Here is a 15,256-nt window from a genome sequence, read left to right on the forward strand (position 1 = left end):
TCTTACGCAACGAAAGGCCCCCGCCTTGCAATACAAGGCGGGGGCCGGAGCGCGGTTACTTGTCGTCGCCCTTGGCGTCGCCCTTGGCGGGCTCGTCGGGCTCCTCGGCCGGCCCGGTGGACCCGGCCGACTCGGTGGACCCGGCCGGCCCGGTGGCGTCGTCCGCGGCCGCGGCCGGCTCGGCCGCCTCCCCGGTCCCGCTGCCCGCGGCGTCCTCGTCGGTCCGCACCTCCGCGGCCAGCGCGGCCGACGTCTGCGCGGACTCGGCCAGCACCTCGTCGGCCACCAGCTCCGCCGCCTCCTTGGCGACGGTCAGGAGCACGGTGTCCTGCGGCTGCTGGTCCTCGAAGTTCTCCGGGTGGTGGCAGGCGACCTGCTGGCCCGGCCGCAGCTCGACCAGCGGCGGCTCGGCCGTCGTGCAGATCTGCGTCGCCTTCCAGCACCGGGTGTGGAAGCGGCAGCCGCTGGGCGGGGCGATCGGCGAGGGCACGTCGCCCTTGAGCAGAATGCGCTCGCTCTTGGCCTCCTTGCGCCTCGGGTCCGGGATCGGCACCGCCGACAGCAGGGCCTTGGTGTACGGGTGCATCGGCGACTTGTAGAGCTGGTCGCGGTCGGCCAGCTCCACGATCTTGCCCAGGTACATCACCGCGATGCGGTCCGAGACGTGCCGGACGACCGAGAGGTCGTGCGCGATGATCACGTACGTCAGGCCCAGCTCCTGCTGGAGGTCGTCGAGGAGGTTGACGACCTGCGCCTGGATGGAGACGTCCAGCGCCGAGACCGGCTCGTCCGCCACCACGAGCTTGGGGTTGAGGGCCAGTGCGCGGGCGATGCCGATGCGCTGGCGCTGACCGCCGGAGAACTCGTGCGGGTAGCGGTTGTAGTGCTCGGGGTTGAGGCCCACGACCCCCAGCAGCCGCTGCACCTCCTTCTTGATGCCGCCGGCGGGCGTGACGTCCTGGAGGCGGAAGGGGGCGCCGACGATCGTGCCGATGGTGTGGCGCGGGTTCAGCGACGAGTACGGGTCCTGGAAGATCATCTGCACGTCGCGGCGCAGCGGGCGCATCCCGCCGACACCGAGGTGCGTGATGTCCTGGCCCTCGAACTCGACCTTGCCCGCGGTCGGTTCGAGCAGCCGGGTGATCAGCCGTCCCATGGTGGACTTGCCGCAGCCCGACTCGCCCACCACGCCCAGCGTCTCGCCGGACCTGACCTCGAAGTCGATGCCGTCGACCGCGTGCACCGCGCCGACCTGGCGCTGCAGCAGGCCCTTCCTGATCGGGAAGTGCTTCTGCAGCCCGGTGACCTTCAGCAGGACCTCGCCGGGGGCGGTGTCACGGGTGAGGGTGGCACCGCCGCTCTTCGCGGGGGTCGTCACGGCTTTGTCTTCGCTCACAGCTTCGGCGCAATCTCTTCGGTCCAGATACGCTCCCGCTGCTCCGTGGTGAGATGGCAGGCGGCCCAGTGCCGGCTGCCGGCCTCGGTCAGCTCCAGCTCGGGGCGGACGGTGCGGGTGGCGTTGTCCTTCGGGAGGTCCGCGTACGGGCAGCGGGGGTGGAAGGCACAGCCGGACGGGACGTTGATCAGCGAGGGCGGGGAGCCCTTGACCGGGATCAGGCGGTCCTGCTGCTCACGGTCCAGACGCGGCATCGAGCCGAGCAGGCCCCAGGTGTAGGGGTGACGCGGCTCGTAGAACACCTTCTCGGCCGGTCCGCGCTCGATGCAGCGGCCTCCGTACATCACCAGGATGTTGTCGGCCAGTTCGGCGACGACGCCCAGGTCGTGGGTGATGATGACGACCGCGGAGCCGAACTCCTTCTGCAGATCGCGGATGAGGTCCAGGATCTGCGCCTGGACCGTCACGTCCAGGGCCGTGGTCGGCTCGTCGGCGATGAGCAGTTCGGGGTTGTTCACCAGCGACATCGCGATCATGGCGCGCTGGCGCATACCGCCGGAGAACTCGTGCGGATAGCTGTCGACGCGCTTGTCCGGCTGGGGGATGCCCACCCGGTCCAGCATCTCGACCGCCCGGCGGCGGGCGGTCTTCTTGTCGACGTCGTGGTGGACGCGGTACGCCTCCACGATCTGCTGGCCGATCGTGTAGTACGGGTGCAGCGCCGACAGCGGATCCTGGAAGATCATCGCCATGTTCCGGCCGCGCAGCTTGCGCACGTGGTCCGGGTCCGCGGTCAGCAGTTCGGTGCCGTCGAGCCATATCTCGCCGGATATCCGGGCCTTGCGCTTGCCGTACTGGCCGGCGGTGTGCAGGCCCATGATGCCGAGCGAGGTCACCGACTTGCCGGAGCCCGACTCGCCCACGATGCCGAGGGTCTGGCCCTTCTCCAGCTGGAAGCTCAGCCCGTCGACGGACTTGACGAGACCGTCGTCGGTGGGGAAGTGCACGCGCAGGTCGCGCACTTCGAGGAAGGAGGTCGGGGCCGGCGAGGTTCCCGTGGGTTCGCCCACGGCAGCTCCGGTCTTGCTGAGTTCGGTCATGTGAGCCTCACTCGGGGGTCGATCACGGCATACAGCACGTCCACCACGAGGTTGGCGATGAGCACCGCGACGGAGGTGATCAGGGTGACGCCCAGGATGATGGGCAGGTCCTGGTTCTTGATGGCGTTGAGCACCGCCTGGCCGAGGCCGGGCAGGCTGAACGTGGTCTCGGTCAGGATGGCGCCGCCGATGAGGGCGCCGAGGTCCATGCCGAGCATGGTGAGGAGGGGCGTCATCGTCGAACGCATCGCGTGCTTGCGAATGACGACGCCCTCACGCAGGCCCTTGGCGCGGGCGGTGCGTATGTAGTCCTCGCCGAGGATCTCCATCATGGTGGCGCGGGTGATCCGGGCGTACATGGCCGCGTAGAGGAACGCGAGGGTGACCCAGGGAAGGATCATGCCGCCGAACCAGGTGCCGATGCCGTCGCTGAACGGCACGTACTCCGCGTCCAGCCAGCCGAGGCCGTACGAGAACACCGCCAGGCTGAGCAGACCGGTGAAGTAGATCGGCAGCGAGACGCCGGCGAGCGCGACGAGCATCGCGCCGCGGTCCCACAGCGTGCCCCGCTTGAGCGCGGAGAGCACGCCCGCCGCGACCCCGAAGAGCAGCCACAGCACGGCGGCGCCGAGCGCCAGGGACAGGGTGACCGGGAAGCGGTCGGTCAGCACCGGCCAGATGGCCTGCTCGCTGCGGAAGGAGTATCCGAAGCAGGGCGCGGCGCACTGGGTGACGTCGCCTCCGCCCGCGTAGGTGCGGCCGACGAAGATGCCCTTGAAGAACTCCCAGACCTGAACGTAGATCGGCTCAGCGAGGCCCAGCTTCTGTCGTACGGCCTCGACCGCGGCGGGGTCGGCCTGCTTGCCGACGAAGCTGGTGGCGATGTCGACCCCCGCCCACTTGGGGACGAGGAAGAAGATGCCGAAGACCACCATGACGATGACCACCAGCATCACTACGGCGGCGAACAGCCGCCTGATGAGGTATGCGAGCACAGCTCTCGGCCCGCCGCGGGACGCGGGCCACCGGAGGTCTTCCGGTGGCCCGCGGTCACGCCACGCCGGCCTTCACCTGCCTTTCGTGCCGTTCGGCTGGTGCGCCGGATCTACTTCGCGTTCTTCAGGCCGAGGTTGACGAAGTCGTACATACCGCTGTACGCGTCCGTCGTGTACACGTTGGCCAGGTTGCTGCCACGCCAGTTGATGAACTTCTCGAAGACGAAGGGCAGGTAGTAGCCGCCCTCCATGACCTTCCGGTTGATCTGCTTGGCGATGTCGGTCTTGCCGCTGTCGTCCAGCGTGGTGGTGTACTTGTCGAACAGGCCGTCGATCGACTTGTCCTTGATCAGGGCGTAGTTGTTGTTACCGCTCTGCAGGATGTACTTGCTGTTCCACAGCGGCAGGCCGTAGCCCTGCACGGACGGGAAGTCGGGACCCCAGCCCATGACGATGATGCCGTAGTTCTTCTTCTTGACGTTCGAGGGGCTGCCGATGATGCCGGCGGTCTGCGAGCCGTCGTACTGGTCGATGTCGGCGGTGATGCCGACCTTCTTCAGCGACGCCTGCAGCGACTGGGCGGTGGCGACCTCGGACGGCTTGTTGTTGCGGACGGCGATGGTGGTCTTGAAGCCGTTCGGCTGACCGCAGGCCTTCAGCGCTTCCTTGGCCTTGGCCGCGTTGCCGTTCTTGTTGGCACCCGCGAGCTCGTACGGGTCGTACTTCTGACCCTCGGCGCCCGGGACGGCCGGGGGCAGCATGTTGGTGCCGATGTCACCGCCGGCGACGGGGCCACCGCGCGCGTTCTGCAGCGAGACGTGGTCGGCGCCGTAGATGACGGCCTTGCGGCACTCGATGTTGTCGAACGGCTTGACGCTCTGCGGGAAGACCGCGTAGCGGATGTAGCCGGAGACCGGGTTGTCCAGGTTGGCCTTGTACTTCTTCAGCGCCGTGGTGCGGCCCTGCGGCGACATGCCGGTCTGGTTGAGGTCCAGGTCGTAGTCGCCCGCGATCAGACGCGCGTCCATGTCGTTGGCGTTGGAGAAGAACTTGACCGTGATCTTGTCCGGGTACGCCTTGCGGACCGGGTCGGAAGCCTGCTTCCACTCGGTGTTGCGGACGAGCGTCAGGTCCTTGCCGGGGTTGTACGAGTCGAACTTGTACGGGCCCGAGGAGAACGGCTTCAGGCCGTACTTGGACTTGGTGTCCTTGTCCTGGCGGACCGGCGAGGCCGACGTCAGGGCCAGCATCTCCTCGAAGTCCGAGTTGGCCGTCGGGAGCTTGAAGACGATGGTCTTGTCGTCCGGCGTCTGGATGGCCTTCAGACCCAGCTTGTCGGCCGACTTGTCCTTGTAGGGACCCGCGTACTCGCCCTTGGGGTCGAGCACGTCCTTCAGGTAGACCGGACCGCCGGACAGCACGTCCTGCGCCCACACGCGCTCGATGCCGTACTTGACGTCCTTGGACGTGATCGGCTTGCCGTCCTCCCACGTGATCCCGTCGCGCAGGGTGTACGTGTAGGTCTTGCCGTCGTCCGAGATCTTGGCGAGGCCGCCGGCGAGGTCGGGCGTCAGCGTCGTGCCGTCCTGACCCGGGGCCGTCTTGCTCGTGACGAGCTGACGGCTGTAGTAGCGGGAGAAGTTCCACATGAAGCCGTAGTAGCCACGCGTGGTGTCCCACGAGTCGGCGTCCTGGGCGCCGGCGAACTTCAGCGTGCCGCCCTTCTTGGCGAGGGACGCCTGGGCGACCTTGTTGTTCGCGGCGTCGTAGCCGGGCGCGCCGGCCTTCGACCCCTTGTCGTCGTTGCCGCCGCCGCCGCACGCAGCGGTGGTCAGCAGCGCGGCGACCACCGCGGCAGCGGCCGCGGCCTGCTTGCGCCGCCCTGAGGTGCGTTGGGTAGTCACGATCTCGGATCCTCCGGGATAGATGAGAGACACCGTGCCTGGTGCCACGGGTCGCCGTGGGAACGGCATGTCAGCGGGAGCCCTTCGGGTCGAGCGCGTCACGCACGCCGTCGCCGAAGAGGTTGAAGGCAAGAACGGTGACGAAGATCGCCACACCCGGGATCACCATGTACATGGGGTCCGAGTCGTAGTAGTCGATCGCGCTCGAGAGCATCTGCCCCCAGGAGGCGGTGGGCGGCTTGACGCCCACGCCCAGGAAGCTGAGCGCCGCCTCGGTGAGGATGTTGGTGGGGATCATCATCGTGGTGTAGACGATGATCGGCGCGATGAGGTTGGGCAGCAGTTCCTTGAAGAGGATGTAGAACCGCCCGGCGCCGAGGGAGCGTGCCGCCTCGACGTACTCGCGCTCGCGCAGGGAGAGCGTCTGACCGCGCACCACGCGGCCGATGTAGGGCCAGCCGAAGAAGCCGATCACCAGGATCATCACGAAGAGGCGCACACCGGTGCCGCTCAGACCGAGCATCTCGTTGGGCATCACGGAGACCAGGGCGATGATGAACAGCAGCTGCGGGAAGGCGAGCAGGCCGTCCATGACGCGGCTGACGACGGCGTCGACCCAGCCGCCGAAGAAGCCGGCGAGCACACCGAGGAAGGTGCCGAGGACGACGGCGACGAGGGCCGACAGGAAGCCCACCAGCAGGGAGATCTGGGCGCCGTAGACGATGCGCGCGAAGATGTCGCGGCCGTTGACCGGCTCGACGCCGAGCAGGTGCTCGCCGCTGATGCCGCCGAACGCGCCCTTGGGGGTGCCGAACAGCGGGTCGATCAGGCTCTCGTTGTACGCCTCGGGGTCCTGGCCGACCAGGTTGGTGATCACCGGCGCGAGCAGGGCCACCACGATGAGCACGAGTACGACGACGCCGCCCGACAGGGCGAGCTTGTCCCGCTTGAGACGCTCCCAGGCGATCCGGCCGAGCGAGCGTCCTTGAACGGCCTTCTCACCGGTCGTGGCTATCGCCGCTTCCTCAGCCGCGCTCGGGGCCGCTTCCGCAGTCGGCTCGTGCAATGGTGCCGTCATCTGGCAGGGACCCCTCTTCTCGACCGGCGGTGGCCGGCCCGCACTTGCCGCGGTGGCGGCGTCATAGTCCGTCGTACACAGGGGCGACAAACCCCTGGAGCGGGAGTCTTCAACGCTTCGGCGATCTGTTGCCAGAGCTGACGGGGAAAGGATGCGCAACCGTGATGCTGTTTGAGGTGTTCCGTTATCCGAACAGTGGGTAACGGACCCCGGACAGGGGTGAGTTGGGGCGTATGAGGGCGGACCGGGACCTTCCGATCGCATCTACGCGCGAAGATTGGCCTACGAAACCGCAGTCATCGACCGCCGCCGCCTGCGACATCGGGGATGCGGACCTGACCTCGTGTCATCCCGTGTGTGATCAGTGACGACCTGGTACCGGTGGGTAGCCGTACCCCGCCGCGGGTGACGGACCGTGGGCCTCGCGGTCGTAGAAGGGGCGGGTGTTGGCCCGCATCCACATCGCCACCGGGTCGTCCTCGTCGGACATCGCCACGGTCGAGACCGGCAGCCCGTCGGGGACCGCGGAGATGGACTGCGTCATCATGGAGCGCACCGAGTCCACGGCCGGCGGGCTGGCCTCGTAGACGTCGAGTCCGATAGCCAGGTACGGGGCGCCGAGGGCCGGCTGGACCCAGGCGCGGCGCAGCGCGCGCAGGGCCGGCGTGCGGTGGGCGTTCTGCGTGAGCAGGGCGTAGAACTGCGGGATCTCGACCGCGGGCTCCGACAGCCGCAGCGGGCCCGCGGGCTGGCGGTCCAGGCCCGTGGCGACGCGCCGCAGATCGAGCCAGGGGATGCCGACGCCGCCCCCCGGGACGTGCGGGTTGAGCCAGAGGCCGTAGTGGTCGGGGTAGAGGGTGCGGGCCACGTCGAGCCCGTCGACGACCTCGTAACCGCGGTTCCAGCCGCTGGCCGACAGTTCCTGGGCCGAGGTGACGCACGGGGCGTAGCCGTAGCCGCCGACGTCCATCTTGCCGTACCGGGCGTCCGGGGCGCCCGCCTGGCCGTGCCACAGCAGCATCCAGACCTGGCCGGTCGAGGGCGCCGCGAGCGCGCGCAGGAGTGCCTCGTAGGCGTCGTAGCGCCCGGGGGTCACCTGGCGCAGCATGTGCTCGACCTGTCCGGTCGAGGTGGTGCCGCTCGCGCTCACCTTTTACCGCCCCTTCGGGAAACATGGTTGTGCGCCCAGCTTAGGCGCTCCACCGGGAAGGCCGGGGAGCGCTCGGCGCCTGCGCACGGCCCGCGGGCACCGGTCCGCTGCGCTCCCGCGGGCCGCCGGGGCCGCCTCTCAGGGCTCACGGGCGTAGAAGGGCCGCACCCTCGTCCTCATCCACTCGATCACCGGGTCCTGGGCGACGTCCATGAGCACGAGGTTGACCGGCCACGGGGCGGGGACGCGGCCCAGGGCGCGGGCCAGGGCGTCGGAGGGCACCGCGCTCAGGTCGCCGTCCCAGTGGGAGAGTTCCACGCCGACGAACATCACCGGCGCGGCCGTCTCGATCGTGGCGAGGCAGCGGCGGGCCGTGCTGACCACGCCGGTCGCGGCGAACTCCGCGCCGGCGGCGGCCAGGAAGTCGACGGGGTCGTCCTGCCAGTCCGGTTCGTAGAGGCGGACGCGGCCCCCGGACGCGGGGCCGTCCAGCGGGGTGCGGCCCGCGGCGCACAGGTCGGCCACCGCCTCCGGCGGCAGCGGGACGCCGACCACCCCGTCGGGGTTGACCGCGATGCCCACGTGCGAGGGCAGTCCGCGCGCGAACTCCACGGCGGGCGCCACGGTGTACGACAGGTGCGCGCCGACGACCTGCCGGAACTGCTCCTCGGAGCTGAAGACGGGGACGTACCCCTGTCCGTCGATCTCCAGCGTGGGCAGGTCGAGGGGGCCGCTGTGCGGGCCGCCGCCGCCGGGCAGGGGCACCCAGAGGAAGCTGCGCGCCAGTACCTCGACGATCCGGCCGCCGGCCCCGGGTACGCCGAGGGAGGCCGAGAGCACCTCCTCCAGTTCGTTGCCCGGCCAGCCGCCGTGTGCGTGGAGCTGTGCGGGTGCCGGGTAGTCCGCGGGGGGATCCGCTGCGAAGTCCATCTGTCTGACCGCCTGCTGGGAACCATCTCTGAGGCCCAAGAGGCTAGCCGGTCCGCGGTCCGGCCGGGGCCGCGGACCGGACTCCGGGCCGCGGCGGCCGGCCGCTCAGGCGGTGAAGCCGATCCGGCGCAGCACGTCGGCGGCCGGGCGGTCGAGCAGCACGGCCGAGCCGCAGCCGCGCGGCAGCACGCCCCCGGCGACCGAGCCGACCAGCCGGGCCGCGGCTCCGCGGTGCCGCAGGAACGCGTACCGGGAGACGCCCCGGCCGCGCTCGCGCTGGCCCTCAAGGGCCGTACCCGGGGCGACGTCGAGCAGCAGGAGGTGCAGGGTGCCGCCGCGGCGGCGGGCCTCGCGGGCCAGCCAGCCGCGCACCCAGGTCTGGGTGCCGCAGTCGTGCACGACGACGCCCTCGCCGGTGCGCAGGGCGCGGCGCAGTCCGGCGTAGTGCGCGAGCCGCACCAGGGGGCGGTAGACGCCGTAGGGCACGAAGCGCGGCATGCGCGCGTCCCAGCGGTCCCGGGTGTCCTGGGAGTCGATGCGCGGGCCCGTGACGGTCCGCCGCATCAGGGTCGACTTGCCGCTGCCGGGCAGGCCGGTGATCACGACGAGGTCCCGGGGGCCGAAGACCAGGGCGTGCGGGCTGTGCCCGGAGCGGTCCCGCAGGTCGCGGACCACGGCACCGGGGCAGGTGGCGCGGGCTTTGACCACGGGGGCCGCGGGCTGCTCGGGCAGCGCGATGCCAGACGTCGTGGCGTACGCCGTGGTGCGCTTCACCGTCATCGTCCTCCTCCGGGTACAGGGTTCCCCATGCCCACTGAGCGTAAAGAGAAGGTAATGGACGATCTCCATTGTTTTCGTTCGTTTCCTGCCACAGCCCGGTTACAGACTCGGCCCTGCCGCCGGGCGGCCGGGCGTGCAATGATGGCGGCGCCAACTGCATACCGGCCGTTTGAATCCGCGCGGGAGAGTCCCCGGCAGCACAGCGCCGGGGCGCCGAAGGAGCAAGTCCCTCCCTTGAATCTCTCAGGCCCCCGTTACCGCGCGGGCGAGGCACATCTGAAAAGCGGGCCGCCCTCCGGCGGCCCCACCCAAGGTGCAAGCCGTGACCGCCCCCGTCCGGGGCTCGCGGCGAACCTCTCAGGTTCCGATGACAGATGGGGAGGAACGTTCCTCGCCCGTCTGCCTCTGGAGAAGACCGACCGATGAGCAGTACCGAACCCACGGGTCCGCGCCACACCGCGCTCGACGCGCTGCACCGCGCGCTCGGCGCGACGATGACCGACTTCGCCGGCTGGGACATGCCCCTGCGCTACGGCTCCGAGCGCGACGAGCACAACGCCGTCCGCGGCCGGGCCGGCCTGTTCGACCTCTCCCACATGGGCGAGATCGCCGTCACCGGACCGCAGGCCGCCGCGCTGCTGAACCACGCGCTCGTCGGCAACATCGCCTCGGTGGGCGTCGGCCGCGCCCGGTACACCATGATCTGCCGGGCCGACGGCGGCATCCTGGACGACCTGATCGTCTACCGGCTCGCCGAGACCGAGTACCTGGTCGTGGCCAACGCCTCCAACGCCCAGGTGGTGCTGGACGCGCTGACCGAGCGGGCGGCCGGGTTCGACGCCGAGGTCCGCGACGACCGGGACGCCTACGCGCTCATCGCCGTCCAGGGCCCCGAGTCGCCGGGCATCCTGAAGGCGCTGACCGACGCCGACCTCGACGGCCTGAAGTACTACGCCGGGCTGCCCGGCACCGTCGCCGGCGTGCCCGCCCTCATCGCGCGCACCGGCTACACCGGCGAGGACGGCTTCGAGCTGTTCGTGAAGCCGGAGCACGCCGTCGCGCTGTGGCAGGCGCTCACCGAGGCGGGCGCGGGCGTCGGCCTCGTCCCCTGCGGGCTGTCCTGCCGGGACACGCTGCGGCTGGAGGCGGGCATGCCGCTGTACGGCAACGAGCTGTCGACCTCGCTCACCCCCTTCGACGCCGGGCTCGGCCGGGTGGTGAAGTTCGAGAAGGAGGGCGACTTCGTCGGGCGCGAGGCGCTGCGGGAGGCCGCCGCCCGCGCGCAGACCGCCCCGCCGCGCGTCCTGGTCGGCCTGGTCGCCGAGGGGCGCCGGGTGCCGCGCGCCGGGTACCCGGTCGTGGCCGGCGGCGAGGTCGTCGGCGAGGTCACCTCCGGCGCGCCCTCCCCCACCCTGGGCAGGCCGATCGCCATGGCGTACGTCGACGCCGCGCACGCCGCTCCGGGCACGGCCGGGGTCGGCGTGGACATCCGTGGCAGCCACGAGCCGTACGAGGTCGTCGCTCTGCCGTTCTACAAGCGGCAGAAGTAGCCCGTACCGCGGCCGGGCGAACGCCGCCCGCCGCGGTGCCGGCACGAGCGGCACGCGCAGTGCCGCGCGTACAGACTGGCAGCGGGCGGCGTGTGACGCCGCGCACGTGTGCGCCGCTCACCCGCCCGTCCTCCGGTCCCCCTTTCCCCACCACTCCCGCGCGTACAGGAGAATCCAGGCCATGAACAACCCCCAGCAGCTGCGTTACAGCAAGGAGCACGAGTGGCTGTCGAGCGCCGAGGACGGCGTCGCGACGGTCGGCATCACGGAGTTCGCGGCCAACGCGCTCGGTGACGTCGTCTACGCCCAGCTCCCCGAGGTCGGCTCGACCGTGGCCGCGGGTGACACCTGCGGCGAGCTGGAGTCGACGAAGTCCGTCTCCGACCTGTACTCCCCGGTCTCCGGCGAGATCACCGAGATCAACGAGGACGTGGTGAACGACCCGGCGCTCGTGAACTCGGCCCCCTTCGAGGGCGGCTGGCTCTTCAAGGTCCGGATCACGCAGGAGCCGGCCGACCTGCTCTCCGCCGACGAGTACGCCGCCCACACCGCCGGCTGAGGAGCCGTGATCCCCATGTCTGACAACTCTCTTCTGAACACCCCCCTGCACGAGCTGGACCCGGCGGTGGCCGCGGCCCTGGACGCCGAGCTGGAGCGCCAGCAGTCGACGCTGGAGATGATCGCGTCGGAGAACTTCGCCCCGGTCGCCGTCATGGAGGCGCAGGGCTCGGTCCTGACGAACAAGTACGCCGAGGGCTACCCGGGCCGCCGCTACTACGGCGGCTGCGAGCACGTGGACGTGGCCGAGCAGATCGCGATCGACCGGGTCAAGGAGCTGTTCGGCGCGGAGTACGCCAATGTGCAGCCGCACTCGGGCGCCTCGGCCAACCAGGCCGCGCTGTTCGCGCTGGCCCGGCCCGGGGACACGATCCTCGGCCTGGACCTGGCCCACGGCGGCCACCTCACCCACGGGATGCGGCTGAACTTCTCCGGCAAGCAGTTCGAGGTCGTCGCCTACCACGTGGACGAGGGCTCGGGCCTGGTCGACATGGCCGAGGTGGAGCGGCTGGCCAAGGAGCACCGGCCGAAGGTGATCATCGCCGGCTGGTCCGCGTACCCGCGGCAGCTGGACTTCGCGGAGTTCCGCCGGATCGCCGACGAGACGGGCGCCTACCTGTGGGTCGACATGGCCCACTTCGCGGGCCTGGTCGCGGCCGGGCTGCACCCCAACCCGGTGCCGTACGCGGACGTGGTGACCTCCACCACCCACAAGACGCTGGGCGGACCGCGCGGCGGGATCATCCTCGCGCGCGGCAAGGAGTTCGCGAAGAAGCTGAACTCCTCGGTCTTCCCCGGCTTCCAGGGCGGTCCGCTGGAGCACGTGATCGCGGCCAAGGCGGTCTCGTTCAAGATCGCCGCCACGGAGGAGTTCCGAGAGCGCCAGCGCCGTACGGTGGAGGGGGCCCGCATCCTCGCCGAGCGCCTGACCGCGCCGGACGCGCGGGAGGCCGGGGTCAACGTCCTGTCGGGCGGCACCGACGTGCACCTGATCCTGGTCGACCTGCGGGAGTCGGAGCTCGACGGCCAGCAGGCCGAGGACCGTCTCCACGAGGTCGGGATCACCGTCAACCGCAACGCCGTACCGAACGACCCGCGGCCGCCGATGGTCACCTCGGGTCTGCGCATCGGCACCCCGGCGCTGGCCACCCGCGGCTTCACCGCGGAGGACTTCACCGAGGTCGCCGACGTGATCGCGCAGACGCTGAAGCCGGTCCACGACGCGGTCGCGCTCCGCGCCCGGGTCAAGGCACTCGCCGAGCGGCACCCGCTGTACACCGGTCTGGCGACGTCGGGCTGACGCCCGGTCGCAGAGACGCGTAGTTCCTTTTCGTGGGGTGTCCCGCACACTCGAAGGAGGCGGGACACCCCACGAGAAGCCCCCTGCACCACCCCGCATTCGAGGAGTTCCCCGTGGCCATTTCGGTCTTCGACCTGTTCTCGATCGGCATCGGCCCGTCCAGCTCCCACACGGTCGGCCCGATGCGAGCTGCCCGCATGTTCGCCCGCAGGCTGCGCAACGAGGCCCTGCTGGAGTCGGTCGGCTCCGTACGGGCGGAGCTGTACGGCTCCCTCGGCGCCACCGGGCACGGCCACGGCACCCCCAAGGCCGTGCTGCTGGGCCTGGAGGGCGACTCACCGCGCACGGTGGACGTGGAGGGCGCGGACGAGCGGGTGGAGGCGATCAGGGCGGCCGGCCGGCTGCGGCTGCTCGGCGACCACGAGATCGCCTTCTCCTTCGACGACGACCTGGTCCTGCACCGCCGCAAGACGCTCCCGTACCACGCCAACGGCATGACCCTGTGGGCGTACGACGCCCAGGGCGCAGAGCTGCTGTCGAAGACGTACTACTCGGTCGGCGGCGGTTTCGTCGTCGACGAGGACGCCGTCGGCGAGGACCGGATCAAGCTCGACGACACGGTGCTGAAGTACCCCTTCCGCACGGGTGACGAGCTGCTGCGGCTGACCCGGGAGACGGGCCTGTCGATCGCGTCGCTGATGCTGGAGAACGAGCGGGCCTGGTGCACCGAGGAGGAGATCCGCGCGGGCCTGCTGGAGATCTGGCAGGTGATGCGCGCGTGCGTGGCGCGCGGGATGTCGCGCGAGGGCATCCTGCCCGGCGGGCTGAAGGTGCGCCGCAGGGCCGCGACCACGGCCCGCAAGCTGCGCTCCGAGGGCGACGCGCAGGCCCTGTCCATGGAGTGGATCACGCTCTACGCGATGGCGGTGAACGAGGAGAACGCGGCCGGCGGCCGGGTCGTCACCGCGCCGACGAACGGGGCGGCGGGCATCATCCCCGCGGTCCTGCACTACTACGTCAACTTCGTGCCCGGCGCCGACGAGGAGGGCGTGGTCCGCTTCCTGCTGGCCGCCGGCGCGATCGGGATGCTCTTCAAGGAGAACGCCTCGATCTCCGGGGCGGAGGTCGGCTGCCAGGGCGAGGTCGGCTCGGCCTGCTCGATGGCGGCGGGCGCGCTGGCGGAGGTGATGGGCGGCTCCCCCGAGCAGGTGGAGAACGCCGCCGAGATCGGCATGGAGCACAACCTCGGCCTGACCTGCGACCCCGTGGGCGGCCTCGTCCAGATCCCCTGCATCGAGCGCAACGGCATGGCCGCGGTGAAGGCGGTCACGGCCGCGCGGATGGCCCTGCGCGGCGACGGCTCCCACAAGGTGTCCCTGGACAAGGTCATCAAGACCATGAAGGACACGGGCGCCGACATGTCGGTCAAGTACAAGGAGACGGCGCGCGGGGGGCTCGCGGTGAACATCATCGAGTGCTGACGGCATAGGCCCTGACCAGCGCGTTCACTTTCGGCGCTGTCAGGGCCTTGCGTGCTCACGCGGCGGAAAGTACCTGGAATCCCCGGGCAGTTGCGAAGGCCCCTGGCATGTCCCTGGGATGTCCCTGGGATGTCCTTGCTCCACCATGAGGACGACTCCACGCAGGCTTCCACCGCGCTCCGCCCCTGGCGTAGGGGCGTCCGCCAGAGCAGGCGAACACCGGTCCTTTTCGCGGGCCGTGCGCCGGGCGAGCAGGACCGCGTGCGCGGGGTGAGGAAGTGCCGGGGTGTGCGCCGCCCGCGAGCCTCGCGGTGTCACCGGAAGGTGACAATTCCCCGTCAGGCGCGCGTCAGCCGTGCCGCGGTGGGGCATACAGGAGGTCCCACTCCTCTCCCCCCACCGGCACTCCAGGGAGTCCCCCCATGCTCCGCGGCATCGACGTCAGCGCGTACCAGTCCTCGTCCTACAGCACCGAGGGCCTGTCGTTCGTCTTCATCAAGGCGACCGAGGGCCGTTCCTACGTGAACCCCAAGCTCGCCGCCCAGACCAAGCGGGCCCGTGAAGCCGGACTGGTCGTCGGCTTCTACCACTTCCTGTGGCCGGGCAACCTCTCGGCCCAGGCGGACCACTTCGTCGGCAGGGCCCCGGAGCGGGCGGGCGACATGCTGGCCGTCGACTGGGAGACGACGGGCGAGGGCACGCGCGCGAGCAACGCGGAGAAGGACCGCTTCATCCGCACGCTCAAGGAGAAGCGGCCGGACAACCCGGTCCTGCTGTACTGCAACCGCAACTACTGGCTCAACGTCGACACCACGTCCTATGCCGGCGACGGTCTCTGGATCGCCGACTACGTCCCGGCGGGCAAGCCCCGGATCAAGGCCAAGTGGCGCTTCCACCAGTACACCGACGACCCGCTGGACAAGAACGTAGCCGACTTCGGCGGCAAGGACGCGCTGCGGGAGTGGGCGCGCAGCGCGTGAGGCCGCGCACGGCGAAGGGGCTGTCCTCCCGGCCGGAGAACAGCCCCTTCGCGG

The 15,256-nt window shown here is 70.4% G+C and carries 13 protein-coding genes and 2 riboswitches; of the genes, 5 read left to right on the forward strand and 8 right to left on the reverse strand.

What is annotated here, in order from left to right; genetic code table 11:
- Window positions 1-55 precede the first annotated feature (55 nt).
- The 8 genes from SZN_RS14810 to SZN_RS14845 all read right to left on the reverse strand — a co-directional run bounded on the left by SZN_RS14810 (window position 56) and on the right by SZN_RS14845 (window position 9,333).
- Window positions 56-1,378: an ABC transporter ATP-binding protein gene (locus SZN_RS14810; protein WP_043730714.1), complete on the reverse strand. Its 1,323-nt coding sequence runs from the start codon at window positions 1,376-1,378 to the stop codon at window positions 56-58.
- 14 nt (window positions 1,379-1,392) lie between these two features.
- Window positions 1,393-2,496, reverse strand: coding sequence for an ABC transporter ATP-binding protein (locus SZN_RS14815; RefSeq protein WP_007495753.1), 1,104 nt, complete (start codon window positions 2,494-2,496; stop codon window positions 1,393-1,395).
- The gene (locus tag SZN_RS14820; RefSeq protein WP_007495755.1) at window positions 2,493-3,491 is read right to left on the reverse strand and encodes an ABC transporter permease; all 999 of its coding nucleotides are present in this window, start codon (window positions 3,489-3,491) and stop codon (window positions 2,493-2,495) included. Before SZN_RS14820 ends, SZN_RS14815 begins: the two co-directional genes overlap by 4 nt.
- Window positions 3,492-3,601: 110 nt before the next feature.
- Complete coding sequence (locus SZN_RS14825; protein ID WP_007495757.1) at window positions 3,602-5,395, reverse strand: ABC transporter substrate-binding protein; 1,794 nt, start codon at window positions 5,393-5,395, stop codon at window positions 3,602-3,604.
- A 70-nt stretch (window positions 5,396-5,465) separates the two neighbouring features.
- Window positions 5,466-6,473, reverse strand: a complete 1,008-nt coding sequence (locus SZN_RS14830) for an ABC transporter permease (RefSeq protein ID WP_043730702.1) — start codon at window positions 6,471-6,473, stop codon at window positions 5,466-5,468.
- Window positions 6,474-6,834: 361 nt separating this feature from the next.
- Window positions 6,835-7,623, reverse strand: a complete 789-nt coding sequence (locus tag SZN_RS14835; protein ID WP_007495761.1) for an enhanced serine sensitivity protein SseB C-terminal domain-containing protein — start codon at window positions 7,621-7,623, stop codon at window positions 6,835-6,837.
- A 138-nt stretch (window positions 7,624-7,761) separates the two neighbouring features.
- The gene (locus SZN_RS14840; RefSeq protein ID WP_007495763.1) at window positions 7,762-8,553 is read right to left on the reverse strand and encodes an enhanced serine sensitivity protein SseB; all 792 of its coding nucleotides are present in this window, start codon (window positions 8,551-8,553) and stop codon (window positions 7,762-7,764) included.
- A 105-nt stretch (window positions 8,554-8,658) separates the two neighbouring features.
- Entirely contained in the window at window positions 8,659-9,333 is a 675-nt protein-coding gene (locus tag SZN_RS14845) for an AAA family ATPase (RefSeq protein WP_007495765.1), read from the reverse strand.
- Between the two features lie 170 nt (window positions 9,334-9,503).
- Window positions 9,504-9,603, forward strand: a riboswitch (glycine riboswitch).
- A riboswitch (glycine riboswitch) is annotated at window positions 9,604-9,717 on the forward strand.
- A 38-nt stretch (window positions 9,718-9,755) separates the two neighbouring features.
- On the opposite strand from SZN_RS14845, the gene gcvT reads away from it, so the two are divergent.
- From gcvT to SZN_RS14870, 5 genes are all read left to right on the forward strand, one after another.
- Window positions 9,756-10,883, forward strand: coding sequence for a glycine cleavage system aminomethyltransferase GcvT (gene gcvT, locus SZN_RS14850; protein WP_007495766.1), 1,128 nt, complete (start codon window positions 9,756-9,758; stop codon window positions 10,881-10,883).
- A gap of 181 nt (window positions 10,884-11,064) precedes the next feature.
- Window positions 11,065-11,442: a glycine cleavage system protein GcvH gene (gcvH, locus tag SZN_RS14855; protein ID WP_007495768.1), complete on the forward strand. Its 378-nt coding sequence runs from the start codon at window positions 11,065-11,067 to the stop codon at window positions 11,440-11,442.
- A gap of 15 nt (window positions 11,443-11,457) precedes the next feature.
- Window positions 11,458-12,741: a serine hydroxymethyltransferase gene (gene glyA, locus SZN_RS14860; protein WP_007495770.1), complete on the forward strand. Its 1,284-nt coding sequence runs from the start codon at window positions 11,458-11,460 to the stop codon at window positions 12,739-12,741.
- A 113-nt stretch (window positions 12,742-12,854) separates the two neighbouring features.
- Window positions 12,855-14,222: an L-serine ammonia-lyase gene (locus SZN_RS14865; protein WP_007495772.1), complete on the forward strand. Its 1,368-nt coding sequence runs from the start codon at window positions 12,855-12,857 to the stop codon at window positions 14,220-14,222.
- Window positions 14,223-14,644: 422 nt separating this feature from the next.
- The gene (locus tag SZN_RS14870) at window positions 14,645-15,202 is read left to right on the forward strand and encodes a glycoside hydrolase family 25 protein (protein ID WP_007495774.1); all 558 of its coding nucleotides are present in this window, start codon (window positions 14,645-14,647) and stop codon (window positions 15,200-15,202) included.
- Window positions 15,203-15,256: the final 54 nt, after the last annotated feature.

This window comes from Streptomyces zinciresistens K42 (assembly GCF_000225525.1).
GTDB lineage: Bacteria > Actinomycetota > Actinomycetes > Streptomycetales > Streptomycetaceae > Streptomyces > Streptomyces zinciresistens.